Source organism: Intrasporangium sp., from assembly GCF_039812505.1.
Classification (GTDB): domain Bacteria; phylum Actinomycetota; class Actinomycetes; order Actinomycetales; family Dermatophilaceae; genus Intrasporangium_A.
Map to the genome: position 1 here is coordinate 1 of NZ_JBDIAQ010000095.1, position 13,302 is coordinate 13,302.

Sequence of the window (13,302 nt, forward strand, 5' to 3'; positions counted from 1 at the left end):
GCTGGAACGCGCGGCCGACGCGCACCGCGAGATGGAGGCCTCCACGCACATCGGCAAGATCCTGCTGACCACCTGACGCTTTGCGTTCGTTCGACATACCCGGTATACATGCTCCCACCTCAGGAGATACCGAGTATGCAGGGGAGTCGTCGATGTCGGTCAAGCAAGGTCTGCTGGCGCTTCTCGCCGAGCAGCCGATGTACGGCGCCCGGCTGCGCAACGAGTTCGAGGCGCGCACCGGCAACACCTGGCCGCTCAACATCGGGCAGGTCTACACGACCCTCGCCCGGCTCGAACGCGACGGCCTCGTCGAGCCCGTCGGCGGGGCGGACGACGAGGGCCGGATCACCTACCAGTTGACCGAGTCCGGCCGCGAGCAGGCCGACGCGTGGTGGCACACCCCCGTCGACCGCGACTCGACGCCCCGCGACGAGCTCATCATCAAGCTCGCCCTCGCCGTCACCTCTCCCGGCGTCGACGTCGCTGCGGTCGTGCAGACGCAGCGCACCGCGACCCTCACGCATCTGCGCGACCTGACCCGGCTCAAGGCCTCCGCCCCCGAGGAGCCGGGCGCGCGCGACCTCGCTTGGCAGCTCGTCCTCGAGAGCCTGCTGTTCACCGGCGAGGCCGAGGTGCGCTGGCTCGACCACGTCGAGGCGACGCTCGCGCGTCATGCCCGTATGCCGCTCACCCCACCACTGTCCTCACCTGACCTCGACGAGACGGCGCAGACCGACCGGACCGACCCGAAGGGAGCCCGGGCATGAACACCACCGAGCACGCTCCTGTGACCGGACCGGCTACCGGGACACCGACCGAGCCGGTCCTCGTGCTGACCGACGTGACCCGGGTCCACGGCTCCGGCGAGACCGAGGTCGTCGCTCTCGACGGCGCCTCGCTGTCGGTCTCCTCCGGCGAGCTCGTCGCGGTCATGGGTCCGTCGGGCTCGGGCAAGTCGACCCTGCTCAACCTGGCCGGCGGGCTCGACAAGGCCACCTCCGGCACGGTGGAGGTGAGCGGCATACGACTCGACTCCCTTGATGCCAAAGGACTTGCACAGTTGCGGCGACGCACGGTCGGGTTCGTCTTCCAGGACCTCAACCTCATCCCGAGCCTGACCGCCGCCGAGAACATCGGGCTGCCGCTCGAGCTCGACGGCTTCTCGGTGCGGCGCGCCCGCTCGCAGGCCCTCGACGCACTGGCCCGGCTCGACCTGCGCGAGCTGGCCGACCGCTACCCCGACCAGATGTCCGGCGGTCAGCAGCAACGGGTCGCCATCGCCCGCGCGCTCGTCGGGCAGCGTCAGCTGGTCCTGGCCGACGAGCCGACCGGAGCGCTCGACTCGCACACCGGCGAGGGGGTGCTCAAGGTGCTGCGACAGCGCTGCGACGCGGGTGCTGCGGGTCTGCTCGTCACGCACGAGGCGCGGCATGCCGCCTGGGCCGACCGGGTGGTCTTCCTGCGCGACGGGCGCATCGTCGACTCGACCGGCGGGCCCGACTCGGCGGACTCGCTTCTCGCCGGGACGCGTTGACATGCCGACACGAGACCAGGCGGACTCGGGGCGGCCCGAGCAGGGGGCGGGCCGCCTCGAGCAGTGGCGGGCCGGATGGCGGGTCGCGCTGCGCATGGCGCGCCGCGACGTGCGGCGGCACCGCGGGCGCAGCGTGCTCATCGCGGTCATGGTGGGCCTGCCGGTCCTGCTCCTCGTGGCGGGCAGCACGTTGTGGTATAGCAACGACCTGGACGTTGCCGAACGCCTGCCTCTGCAGGTTGGCCAGACGCAGGGATTCCTCGTCGGGCCACGTTCGGAGGCCCTGCGTCAGGGTCTGGATCCCAACACGAGCTACACCCCCGAGGGGCTTGAGCCCCGGCCGGCCGAGCCGGTGCCGGGATATGGGCCGGGCCATGAGGCAGCCGCGCTCGGCTCGTTGGTCGGAGGTCGGATGGATCCGGTCACTGCCACCACGGGGACGGTGCGCCTCGACGGTCGCGCCATTCAGGTCAGCGTCCTCGGGGTGGACGGCGAGGTGGCGGGAGCAGTGCTCGCGCCCAGGGTCACTCTCGAGACCGGCCGCTGGCCCACCAGGACAGACGAGGTCGTCGTCACGCCGGTCGGTGTCGCGACGGGGCTGCCGACCTCGGGCACGTTCGAGCTGATCGACGACTCGGGCGCCGGGAATGTGACGCAACGGACCGTCACCGTCGTCGGCACGGGACAGGGCTTCCAGACCTGGGGCAGCACGCAGGTCGAGCCCGTCGAGGTCATCACGACCCCCTCCGTCACCGCCGCCAGTGTGCAGTGGCTTGTCGAGCGCAGCTCGCCGATCACCTGGCCCGAAATCGAGCAGCTCAACCGGCACGGGATCGGCGCCTACAGCCGGTATGTCGCCCTGCACCCGCAGACCGCTGCCCTCTTCGAGGGCGACGGTGGCCCACCGGACTCGAACTCGGCTCTCTATGCGGTCGGGGCAGCCACCCTCGGCCTGCTGCTGCTGACCAGTCTGCTCGCCGGGCCGGCCTTCGCGGTCAGTGCGGCTCGACAGCGGCGCACCCTCGCCCTTGCTGCGTCCAACGGCGCCGCCAGGGCCCAGCTGCGCCGGAGCGTGCTCGCCCAGGCCCTGGTGCTGGGGGTGCTGTCCTCGCTGCTCGGCGCTGCCGTGGGGATCACCGGCGGTCTGCTGGCTGCGGTCGTGGTCGGGCGGTTCGCGCCGCGCTACTTCTTCGGCCCGCTCGAGGTGCCCTGGGCCGCCATTGCCGTCGTGGTCGTGGCCGGGGTCGTCAGCTCTGTGGTCGCAGCGCTCGTCCCGAGCCGAGGGCTGGGCAGTCTCGACATCGTCTCGATCCTGCGCGGCCAGTCGGTCTCAGCGCCACTGCGACGCCGCGTCCCGGTCGTCGGCGCGATGCTCGCCGGGATCGGCGTGGCAACCGTGCTGTTCGCGTCGTTCCAGTACGACACGGCATACTTCTTCGTCTTCCTCGGCGGGGTGCTGTTGATCGTCATCGGGGCACTGCTCATGGTGCCGCTCGTGCTCGCTCTGGGCGCGCGGTTGGCGCATCGCCTGCCGCTGGCCGGCCGGATGGCGGCGCGCGAGGCGGGGCGGCTCCGGGGGCGCGCCACACCGACCGTGGCGGCGATCATGGCCGGCGCTGCAGTCCTCACCACGGCATGCATCGCCCTGCAGGCCGACACCCTGCGACAGGCTGCCAACTACCGACCGACGGTCGCCACCGGTCAAGCGCTCCTGAACACTCCCGGAGGGCCCGTCACCACTGCCGAGCTGACGGCAGCGATCCGTCGCGTCGAACCATCCATCCAGGCCCTTGACCTGCAGTCGCTGTCGGGAGACGACGAGAGCGGCATCGCCCTGACTGCGGTTCCCGCCGGCTGCACCCTCGCCGAGACGATCAGGGTCAACGACGCCACGGTCGATAGCACCAGCAACATCGCCGTCTCCGCCGACGAACCCGCCCCGCGCTGCGCGGCCCTGTCCACATCAGGCTCCCTGCCCGGCAGTGCACTAAAGGCGGCAGACCTCGACCAGCTCACATCCGTGCTCACCCTGACCCCGAGGCAGCGCAGCGCCATGGCGGACGGCGCCCTCGCGATGCTCGATCCCGACGCGACACGAGGCCTGCCGCGACAGACCCGCTGGAACACGGGGGTCGTCGACGTCGACCGGCTCCGACCGGTCGACATCCAGACGACCGATGGCACCGTCATGTTGAGTCGGTACCGCGTGACACCGACCCCGAACGGGGCTGCCACCGTCGCGCAGCAGGAGCAGGACGCAGTTCGCCTGCCCGTCGTCAGGCTCGAGCACGACCAGTGGGTGCGGGCGCTCGTGACCTGGAGTGGCGGCGTGGGGGGCCTTATCACCACGCGGACCGCGAAGGACCTGCATCTGACAGCGTCCCCCTACGCCACCATCCTGCGTGGTGACGGGCCGATCACGGTGGAGCAGGAGCAGCGGATCGCCGACGTCGTCGCGGGAATCTCAGCAGACGCGACGGTGCAGGTGGAGCGCGGTTTCCAGCGCGACGACGGCCTCGTCATCGCGCTCGCCATCGGGACCATCGCGCTGGTCATCCTCGTCGCGACCCTCATCGCGACCGCCCTGGGCCAGGCCGAGGCGGCGCCCCTGCTCGGCACCATGGCGGCCGTCGGTGCCACGCGCGGGACGAGACGCGCACTGGCGGGCGCCCAGGCGACCTACCTCGGCATCCTCGGCGCCGTCCTCGGCGTCCTCGTCGGCATCGCCCCGGGTATCGCGATCTCGCGGATCCTCACGGCGGACTACTCCGGGGCGGGCATGGACCTCAGCACCGTGGTCATCGACATCCCCTGGCTGCAGATCCTGCTGCCGGTCCTGCTGGTCCCGCTCGTCGCCGGGGGCCTGGCGTGGGTGAGCATCCGACGGGCACCCACGGTGACGAAGAGAGCCACCTGAACACACCTGAACAGCCGTTGCCTCACCTGACGAGCAGGACAGCGATCGCCCGGCACGTAGCGCGGCGGGACGTACGACGCAAACCTCTCCACAGACCCGGCATGCTCTCGACGGCGGGGAAGAGTGCGGCAGGATAGAAGGCATGACTGAGCACCACACGCAGGCCCAGGGACCCCAAGAGGGCGCGGGTGACCAGCAGGATGCGCGCATCGTCGTGGTGACCCCCGAGGGGATGGGGGTCGCCGACCCCGACGGCAAAGGGGGCGAGCACGAACGCGAGCGCACCAACCCGGCCGACCTGGTCGAGGAACCGGCCAAGGTCATGCGGATCGGGTCGATGATCAAGCAGTTGCTCGACGAGGTGCGCAGCGCCCCCCTCGACGACAAGGGCCGAAAGCGCCTGGCCGAGATCCACCACCAGTCGATCGAGGAGCTCAAGGACGGTCTGGCCCCCGAGCTGGTGGACGAGCTCGACCGGATCGCGCTGCCGTTCACCGACGAGTCACCGACCGACCCGGAGCTGCGGATCGCCCAGGCGCAGCTGGTCGGCTGGCTCGAGGGGCTCTTCCACGGCATCCAGACAGCCCTCGTCGCCCAGCAGATGGCCGCGCAGCAGCAGCTCGCCCAGATGCGGGCCCTGCCCCAGGCGCACCCCGGTTCGTCGTACGGGCAACCCCCGGGCCTGCATCCCGGAATGCACCCCGGCGCCGGCCGGCCGGGCCCCGAGACGGGTGGGCCAACCGGCCAGTACCTGTGACGGGCCGGCCCACGTCGGTTCTGGGATCGCGGCTCCTGCCTGACGCCGGTTCGATGTAATCGCGCGGTCTCTGGCCCGCGCTAATACATCGACCCGGGTGAGGGGGGAGGGGGCAAGGCGGTCAGCTGCCGACGTGGGCGTTGTGTCGGGCCTGCAGCACGGCCGTCGGCAGGAAGGCCAGGACGATCCCGAGGAAGAACCAGCCGAGCAGGGGCGGCGGGGTCAGGACGGCGGCGAGCAGCCCCGCGAAGGCGCCGGCCATGCGCAGCACCAGCGTGCTGCCGGGCTCCTGCTGGGGCCGGCGCAGCCAGGGCAGCGGCGACCTCGGGTTGGCGCGGATCAGCTGACGCGTCGAGAGGGTCAGCAGCACGGCCGCGGCGACGAGGGCGACGATCCACATGTCGCCGATTGTGCCAAAGCAGCCCGAAGGCTTTCCGGGTCACGGCGCCTAGAGTGGGGCCGATGGTGGCGATGAGCGGACGAGCCTGGCTACGCCGGGCGGAGATGCTCGGGCGGTGGCTCGCCGTGCTCGTCATGTGCTACCTCGGCGGCGTCGCCGCCACCAACCTGGCACCGACCGTCGTCAAGACCGAGCACTACCGCGCCGTGCTGCGCCTGGACGTCGTGCCGCGACCGAACCCGGTCCTGCACGCGCCGACGATCCTGGGCGACGTCGACCTGCGGTTCTCCTCCCCGCTCGTCGCGCCCGGCCTCGACGTGGCCGTCTCGGTGCGCCCGGAGATCACCGGGCTGCTCACCCGGCCGGACGTCTCCGTCGACGCGCTCGAGCCGACCGACACGGAGCTGTCGGCGGCCATCCGGGCGGCCGCCCTCGGCCTCGGGCTGCGCTTCGTCCTGGGAGCCGCAGTCGTGGCGCTCGCCCTGACGCTGATGGTCCACTACGCGATGTGGCGACGGCCGCGGCGGCACTACCTGTGGCTGGTCGCCTCCGGCCTGGTCGCCGCGTGCGTCGTGACCGGGGCAGGCGTGAGCACCACCTTCCGGCCCGACCGGTTCCAGTCCTTCACGACCACGGGCGTGCTCGGTCTGGTCAGGCGCAGTGCAGGGATGCTGACCGGTGTCGAGGCACGCGCCGACGAGGTCACCCCGTACGTGCGCAACCTGCTCGCGGTGTCACAGGCGCTGCAGGCCAAGTTCGTGCCGGGCGACCTCACCAAGCCGGTGGCCGCGCGCTTCCTGCTCGTGTCGGACATCCACGGGGCGAACCAGTACCCGTTGATGCGCTCGATCATCAAGGAGGAGCAGATCGACGCCGTCATCGACTCGGGGGACCTGATCAACTTCGGGCGCGTCCAGGAGGGCGAGGCGTCCGGGCTGTTCAAGAGCATCGCCTCGCTGGGCGTGCCCTACATCTTCGTCTCGGGCAACCACGACCAGGGCTCGCCCACCGACCGGTCGCTGCTCGAGCGACTGAGCCGGATCCCGAACGTCGTGCTGCTCCAGGGCCCGAAGGGTACCTACCACGAGCTGAGCTTCCACGGGTTGCGCATCGCCGGGTTCAACGACCCGCGGTGGTTCGGCGACGACAACAAGGACCCGGTCGCCAAGGAGGCTCCCGCGGTCGACGCGTTCAACCGGACCATGGCCGACCAGCCCGAGCCGGACATCGTCGTCGCCCACGAGCCGTACGCCGTCAGCTACGTCAAGCGGGCCGGCATCCTGGTCAACGGGCACATCCACAAGGCAGGCCTGTTCGGCAACCGGATCCAGGTCGGCACGTTCACCGGGGGCGGCCTCTTCACGCACTACACGACCGGGGAGGACGCCGAGCTCACCGGCCAGCCGTACGCCTTCGACATCGCCACCTTCGGGACCGCCTGCAACCTGACCCGGCTGGCCCGCTACAGCTATCGCAACCTGCTCGAGGGACGGCCGGCCTACGACTCGATCCAGGTCATCAACGGCGCGACGATCGAGCCGCCCGACCAGCCGGGAGGCCAGCAACCGGAACAGGCGCAGGGTCCTCCGCCGGCCGGCACGCAGCAACCGACCCGCTCGTGCAGCGCGACGGACCCGACGACGACGCGCAACATCACCCCGGTGCCGCCGGGAGCGGAACCTCCCGGCACCCAGCCGCCGGCCACGACGACGACGATCCCCACGACCGGGCCGACCAGCACGGGGCGCCCGTGACACGCGACTGCGGCACTGTCGATCGGAACTGCTGCACTGTCGATCGGAACTGCTGCACTGTCGATCGGAACTGCTGCACTGTCGATCGGGAGGCGCAGAGTGTCACACCGGACCGAGCCGACTCCGCCGCAACGGAACTCAGCCCTTGAGCTCCGGGAACTGGTCGTCGCGCCACTCGAGACTGGGCCGGTCCGACCCGGCCTGGTCGAGGTCGACCTCGCGGCCGCGCAGCTCCACCCGGCGGATCTTGCCCGAGATCGTCTTGGGCAGGTCGAAGAACTCGATCCGGCGCAGCCGCTGCCACGGCTGCAGCCGCTCGCGGGCGTGGGCGAAGATCGACTTGGCGACCTCCGCTCCCGGCTCGTAGCCCGGCGCGAGCGCGACGTAGGCCTTCGGCACGGCCAGCCGCACCGGGTCCGGGGTCGGCACCACGGCGGCCTCGGCCACCGCCGGGTGCTCGATGAGCACCGACTCGAGCTCGAACGGGCTGATCTTGTAGTCGCTGGCCTTGAACACGTCGTCGGTGCGCCCGATGTAGGTGATGTAGCCCTGCGGGTCCATCGTGGCGACGTCGCCGGTGTGGTAGAAACCGCCGGCCATCGCGGCCGCGTTGCGCTCGGGGTCGCCCTGGTAGCCGGACATCAGCGGCAGCGGGTGCGCGGCCAGGTCGAGGCAGATCTCGCCCTCGCACGTGCCGTCCGCGCCCGTCTCCGCGCGCCGGCCGGTGAGCGGGTCGACCAGCACGACCGGCACCCCCGGCAGGGGCCGCCCCATCGAACCGGGCTTGAGCGGCTGGCCGGGCGTGTTGGCGGCCTGGGCCGTGGTCTCGGTCTGCCCGTAGCCGTCGCGGATGGTCAGCCCCCACGCCTTGGTCACCTGCGCGATGACCTCCGGGTTCAGCGGCTCGCCGGCCGCGATGACCTCGCGCAGGTTGCCCGGCCCGCCGGACAGGTCGGCGTTGATCAGCATCCGCCACACGGTCGGTGGCGCGCACAGCGAGGTCACGTGGTTGGTGCGCAGCACCCGAAGCAACGCCTCGGGGTCGAAGCGCGTGTAGTTGTACATGAAGACGGTCGCCTCGGCGATCCACGGCGCGAAGAAGCACGACCAGGCGTGCTTGGCCCAGCCGGGGCTGGAGATGTTCAGGTGCACGTCGCCGGGGCGCAGCCCGAGCCAGTACATCGTCGACATGTGCCCGACCGGGTAGGACACCTGGGTGTGCTCGACGAGCTTGGGCCGGCTCGTGGTGCCGGAGGTGAAGTAGAGCAGCAACCGGTCGTCGGGTGCCGTGCCGGGGTGCTCGGCCGGCGGCGCGTCGAGGTCGTATGCCGCCGAGTACGCCGCCCAGCCCGCCGGCACCTCCGCGCCCCGGTCGACCGCGACGCGCAGGTAGTCGCCCTCGATGTCGTCGAACTTGTACGTCTCCGTCGCGTTGGTGATCACCGCGCGGGCGGTGCCGCGCTGCATCCGGTCGAGCAGGTCGCCGGGCCCGGCCGCGGTCGTGGTCGGCATGATCACCGCGCCGAGCTTGATGACGCCGAGCATGGTCTCCCACAGCTCGACCTGGTTGCCGAGCATGACGATGACCGAGTCGCCCTTGCCGATGCCCTTGCCCGCCAGCCAGGCCGCCGCCTGGTCCGAGCGCCGGGCGAGCTGGTCGAAGCTCCACGAGCCGACCGACTCGTCCTGCTCGACGATGACCAGACCCGGACGGTCGTTGCCACGGGCGTAGGCGTCGAACCAGTCGACGGCCCAGTTGAACCGGTCCCCGAGGTCGGGGAAGCGGAAGTCGCGGACCGCCGCGTCGTAGTCCTCGCGCAGGGCGAGGAGCGAGTCGCGGGCGGCGCGATAGGCAGCGGTGGCGTCGACGGTGGTGGTCGTGGCATCTGTCATGCTCCGACCCTGCCACCATCGGCGCTCCCGTCAAGAGGCCCGACGGCCGTTCGTGGACCGGGGTACCGGGGCCCCGGCCGAGGGCACCGCCTCCCGGGCGGTTGGGCACCGTGAACGGCATACCGTGACGCTCTGCCCGTCTAGGCTCGTGCCGTGGGATTCCCGGAGAACGTCCTGGCTCGCGGCGAGAAGGTCGTCAAGAGCCTGCACCCGCACTGGCTGACGGTGGTCGGCCCCACCCTGCTCGCGGTGCTGCTGCTCGCGATCGGGGTCGTCGTCGCCTGGGCCACCCCCGACGACCGGACCGGAAACCTGATCCAGTGGGTCGTCGCGGGTCTGCTCGTGGTCGTCGCGATCCCGTTCGTGCTCGTGCCGTTCCTGCGGTGGCGCACGACGCACTACGTCGTCACCAGCCACCGCGTCATGGTGCGCCGCGGCATCCTCAGCAAGTCGGGCAAGGACATCACCCTGTCCAAGATCACCGACGTCTCGTTCGAACAGACCCTGCTCGACCGGATCGTGAACGCCGGCTCGCTCCGGATCGAGTCCGCCGGGGACAGCCCCGACGAGCTGCTGCGCAACATCCCGCGCAGCAACGAGGTCCAGCAGCTGGTCAACCGGCTCGTCGACGAGGACGACCTGCGGCGGCGCCGGTCCGCCCAGCCGCCGGCCGAGTGAGGGCCGGCGACCGCTCGACGGGGGCGTGACGGGGGCCGTACCGCCGGACGACCATTGGTCCCCGGACGGGGACATCCCGGCACTCGCCCGAGCACGGCTGCTGGCGTCAGCCCGAGCAACGGTCGTCCGTTGGCACGCCCGTCCCGGCCGGGTGGGAGGGCACGCGGTCCTCGACAGGCAAGACACGCGCCGCTACCACGGGACGGGACGCTAGGGTCCGACGCAGTATCCCCACGAGAGAGGCCGTCGATGACCGAGGTCACGTCCACCCAGTCCTTCACCGAGCCCACCGGCGCGGTCGTCCCGTCGAGCGTGCCCACGCACTGGTACAACCTCGCCGCCGACCTGCCCGAGCCGGTGCCGCCGGCGCTGCACCCCGGCACGCAGGAGCCGCTCGGCCCCACGGACCTGGCCCCGCTGTTCCCGATGGCGCTCATCCAGCAGGAGGTCTCGACCGAGCGGTGGGTCGAGATCCCGCAGACGGTGCGCGAGATCTACGCGCTGTGGCGTCCCTCGCCGCTGATCCGGGCCCACCGCCTCGAGCGGGCCCTCGGCACCCCGGCGCGGATCTACTACAAGTACGAGGGGGTCAGCCCGGCGGGCTCGCACAAGCCCAACACCGCTGTGGCGCAGGCCTACTACAACGCGGTCGAGGGCACCCGGAAGCTGACCACCGAGACGGGCGCCGGCCAGTGGGGCGCCTCGCTCGCGTTCGCCTGCTCCCTGCTCGGGCTCGAGTGCGAGGTGTGGCAGGTGCGGGCCTCGTACGACACCAAGCCCTACCGCCGCATGCAGATGGAGACGTATGGCGCCGGCTGCCACCCGTCGCCCTCCGACCTCACCGAGGCCGGCCGGGCCATGCTCGCCAAGGACCCGGACACGACCGGCTCGCTCGGCATGGCGATCTCCGAGGCCGTCGAGGCAGCGGCGACCAACCCGGAGGCGCACTACGCGCTGGGCAGCGTGCTGAACCACGTGCTGCTGCACCAGTCCGTCATCGGCATCGAGGCCCTCGAGCAGCTCGACGCGATCGGCGAGAGGGCCGACGTCGTCTTCGGCTGCGCCGGTGGCGGCTCGAACCTCGGCGGGCTGTCCTTCCCGTTCCTCGGTCGCAACCTGCGCGAGGGGGCGACGACCCGGGTCGTCGCGTGCGAGCCGGCGGCCTGCCCGTCGCTGACCCAGGGCGAGTACCGCTACGACTTCGGCGACGTGGCCGGCCTGACCCCGCTGCTCAAGATGCACACCCTGGGCCACGACTTCGTGCCGCCGCCGATCCACGCCGGCGGGCTGCGCTACCACGGCATGGCCCCGATGGTCTCGCACGCCAAGCAGCTCGGGCTGCTCGAGGCCATCGCGGTCGAACAGGACGACGCGTTCGCGGCGGGTATCGAGTTCGCCCGGGCCGAGGGGATCATCCCGGCCCCGGAGTCGACGCACGGGGTGGCCGGGGCGATCGCCCGGGCCCGGGCCGCGACCACCGACGAGACGATCGTCATCGGCCTGTCCGGCAACGGCGTGCTCGACCTGCCTGCCTACGAGTCGTTCCTCTGACGCCGGCGGGCGGTCGGCCCTGGCCCCGCACCCAACGGACCGACCGGCCTCGACCACGGCGCCGGGTCGGGTGTGCGTGGTTCGCGTCGCCTGAACGACGCAAACCACGCACACCCCGAGGCACAGGCACAACTCCAAGCACGCACAGGACCCCGGCCCCGTCCCCTACGCCGGCCAGAGTCCAGAGCTGCCCCGCCGGTGGCTGGTCACCAGGTGCGTGTCGACCATCCCGATGGCCTCCATCAGCGCATACGTCGTCGTCGGCCCGACGAATGCGAACCCCTTGCGCCGCAACGTCTTCGACAGGGCCACGGACTCCGGCGACACCGTCGGAACCTCGGAGCCGTCCCGCGGCTGCGGCGTCTCGGCCGGCTGGAACGACCAGACCAGGTCCACCAGCCCACCCTCGGCGCGCAGCACGACCGTGGCCCGGGCGTTCTGGATCGTCGCCTCGATCTTGCGCCGGTTGCGCACGATCCGCGCGTCGCCCATGAGCCGCTCGACGTCGGCTGGCCCGAACCCCGCCACGACGTCGGGGTCGAAGCCCGCGAACACCTCGCGGAAGGCCGGGCGCTTGCGCAGGATCGTCGCCCACGACAACCCGGCCTGGAACCCCTCGAGGCAGATCCGCTCGTAGACCCCGCGCTCGTCGCGGACCGGCATGCCCCACTCGGTGTCGTAGTACTCCCGCAGCAGCGGGTCGGTGGACGCCCACTCCGGCCGGGCCAGCCCGTCGTCGCCGATCACCGTCACGCCGGCCAGACTAGACGGCCCATGGCGACCCGTTTGCGACACTGGGCGGGTGCCCGCGCCCCCGACCCCACCGGCGCCGATCCCACCGGCGCCGATCCCGCCGGCGCAGGGCGAGTCGATCGGGTCGCGCGACCTGGCCCGCTGGCCCACCCGGTTCGGCCGATGGCTCGTGCACGTGGTCGGAGCCCTGGCCGTCGCCATCGCCGCCCGGCTCCCGGCTCGCTGGCGTCCCGCGGCGGACCGCGCGCTCGCCTGGTCCGCCGCGAACGTGGGCTTCGTCGTCTTCGCCGGCCTGTCCCTGTCGCTCATGCTCGCCCTGACCGCGGGCGCCCACGAGGTCTACGAAGGAGTCGTCGACCACGACGGAGTGGCGGCCCTCGACCAGCCGGCGCTGCGGCTCGCCCTGCGGTGGCGCAGCCCCGGGCTCGACCACGGCGTCACGCTCTTCACGGATCTCGGCGGACCGATCGGGATGCCGGTCCTCGCCACGGTTCTGGCGCTGACCCTCGCCGCGCTGCACCGCGCCTGGCTGCCGGTCGTCATCATGCTCGTCGCGGCCACCGGGGCCCTGGCCATGACCCTCGTCGGCAAGGGCCTGGTCGGGCGGGCCCGGCCGCCGCTTCGGTACGCGGTGCCGCCGTACGAGTCCTCGCCGTCCTTCCCGAGCGGGCACACCCTGAACGCCACGGTTCTGACCACGGTCGTCGTCTACCTCGTGCTCCTGCTGACGACCGCGGTGTGGCAACGCGTCGTCGCGGTCGGCCTCGGCACTCTCTTCGTCCTCGCGATGGGCGCGAGCCGGGTCTTCCTCGGCCACCACTGGCTCACCGACGTGCTCGCGGCGTGGGCCATCGGGCTGGCCTGGGCCCTGGCGGTGATCACCGCGCACCGGTTGCTCGTCACGCTGCGCCGCGGCGCCTCCTGAGCGCCGCCCCAAGGTGCGGTATGCCGCCCACCCGGGTGAGCGGCATACCGCAGTGTCGGTGTGGCCGGCTCAGCCGCGCCGGTCCGCGGTGACCGGCTCGGGCGCGTCGGCCTCCTCGTCGCGGCGCTCCGCGGGCAGCG

11 protein-coding genes are annotated in these 13,302 nt (G+C 71.8%); 8 read left to right on the forward strand and 3 right to left on the reverse strand.

All coding sequences use genetic code 11. The features are described 5' to 3' along the window. Positions 1-152 precede the first annotated feature (152 nt). The 4 genes from WMI84_RS12360 to WMI84_RS12375 all read left to right on the forward strand — a co-directional run bounded on the left by WMI84_RS12360 (position 153) and on the right by WMI84_RS12375 (position 5,208). Positions 153-767 carry a PadR family transcriptional regulator gene (locus WMI84_RS12360; protein WP_347353576.1) on the forward strand — a complete coding sequence of 205 codons (615 nt, stop codon included), beginning with the start codon at positions 153-155 and terminating at the stop codon, positions 765-767. After that, positions 764-1,534: an ABC transporter ATP-binding protein gene (locus WMI84_RS12365; RefSeq protein ID WP_347353578.1), complete on the forward strand. Its 771-nt coding sequence runs from the start codon at positions 764-766 to the stop codon at positions 1,532-1,534. The genes WMI84_RS12360 and WMI84_RS12365 overlap by 4 nt, the downstream gene beginning before the upstream one ends. 1 nt (position 1,535) lies before the next feature. Further along, on the forward strand, positions 1,536-4,451 hold the full coding sequence (locus WMI84_RS12370; RefSeq protein ID WP_347353580.1) for an FtsX-like permease family protein: 2,916 nt from the start codon (positions 1,536-1,538) through the stop codon (positions 4,449-4,451). Between the two features lie 142 nt (positions 4,452-4,593). Then, a complete protein-coding gene (locus tag WMI84_RS12375) occupies positions 4,594-5,208 on the forward strand; it encodes a bacterial proteasome activator family protein (RefSeq protein ID WP_347353582.1) in 615 nt (204 codons plus the stop codon). Between the two features lie 121 nt (positions 5,209-5,329). Here WMI84_RS12375 and WMI84_RS12380 read toward each other — a convergent pair whose 3' ends face one another. Beyond that, the gene (locus WMI84_RS12380; RefSeq protein ID WP_347353584.1) at positions 5,330-5,608 is read right to left on the reverse strand and encodes a hypothetical protein; all 279 of its coding nucleotides are present in this window, start codon (positions 5,606-5,608) and stop codon (positions 5,330-5,332) included. A gap of 62 nt (positions 5,609-5,670) precedes the next feature. On the opposite strand from WMI84_RS12380, the gene WMI84_RS12385 reads away from it, so the two are divergent. Further along, a complete protein-coding gene (locus WMI84_RS12385) occupies positions 5,671-7,362 on the forward strand; it encodes a metallophosphoesterase (RefSeq protein WP_347353586.1) in 1,692 nt (563 codons plus the stop codon). A 138-nt stretch (positions 7,363-7,500) separates the two neighbouring features. On the opposite strand, the gene WMI84_RS12390 is transcribed toward WMI84_RS12385, so the two are convergent. After that, entirely contained in the window at positions 7,501-9,255 is a 1,755-nt protein-coding gene (locus WMI84_RS12390) for an AMP-binding protein (protein WP_347353588.1), read from the reverse strand. A gap of 153 nt (positions 9,256-9,408) precedes the next feature. On the opposite strand from WMI84_RS12390, the gene WMI84_RS12395 reads away from it, so the two are divergent. Then, positions 9,409-9,933: a PH domain-containing protein gene (locus WMI84_RS12395; protein ID WP_347353589.1), complete on the forward strand. Its 525-nt coding sequence runs from the start codon at positions 9,409-9,411 to the stop codon at positions 9,931-9,933. A 249-nt stretch (positions 9,934-10,182) separates the two neighbouring features. Then, the gene (locus tag WMI84_RS12400; protein WP_347353591.1) at positions 10,183-11,484 is read left to right on the forward strand and encodes a TrpB-like pyridoxal phosphate-dependent enzyme; all 1,302 of its coding nucleotides are present in this window, start codon (positions 10,183-10,185) and stop codon (positions 11,482-11,484) included. 165 nt (positions 11,485-11,649) lie between these two features. Here the strand turns inward: WMI84_RS12400 and WMI84_RS12405 are convergent, their stop codons facing one another. Continuing rightward, a complete protein-coding gene (locus WMI84_RS12405; RefSeq protein ID WP_347353593.1) occupies positions 11,650-12,237 on the reverse strand; it encodes a DNA-3-methyladenine glycosylase I in 588 nt (195 codons plus the stop codon). Positions 12,238-12,286: 49 nt separating this feature from the next. Between WMI84_RS12405 and WMI84_RS12410 the strand changes: the two genes are divergently transcribed. Then, on the forward strand, positions 12,287-13,162 hold the full coding sequence (locus WMI84_RS12410; RefSeq protein ID WP_347353595.1) for a phosphatase PAP2 family protein: 876 nt from the start codon (positions 12,287-12,289) through the stop codon (positions 13,160-13,162). Positions 13,163-13,302 lie beyond the last annotated feature (140 nt).

Bases quoted from the DNA above. Each gene is read 5' to 3' on its own strand.
- WMI84_RS12360 (WP_347353576.1), top strand. From the start codon at position 153: ATGTCGGTCAAGCAAGGTCTGCTGGCGCTTCTCGCCGAGCAGCCGATG.
- WMI84_RS12365 (WP_347353578.1), top strand. From the start codon at position 764: ATGAACACCACCGAGCACGCTCCTGTGACCGGACCGGCTACCGGGACA.
- WMI84_RS12370 (WP_347353580.1), top strand. From the start codon at position 1,536: ATGCCGACACGAGACCAGGCGGACTCGGGGCGGCCCGAGCAGGGGGCG.
- WMI84_RS12375 (WP_347353582.1), top strand. From the start codon at position 4,594: ATGACTGAGCACCACACGCAGGCCCAGGGACCCCAAGAGGGCGCGGGT.
- WMI84_RS12380 (WP_347353584.1), bottom strand. From the start codon at position 5,608: ATGTGGATCGTCGCCCTCGTCGCCGCGGCCGTGCTGCTGACCCTCTCG.
- WMI84_RS12385 (WP_347353586.1), top strand. From the start codon at position 5,671: ATGGTGGCGATGAGCGGACGAGCCTGGCTACGCCGGGCGGAGATGCTC.
- WMI84_RS12390 (WP_347353588.1), bottom strand. From the start codon at position 9,255: ATGACAGATGCCACGACCACCACCGTCGACGCCACCGCTGCCTATCGC.
- WMI84_RS12400 (WP_347353591.1), top strand. From the start codon at position 10,183: ATGACCGAGGTCACGTCCACCCAGTCCTTCACCGAGCCCACCGGCGCG.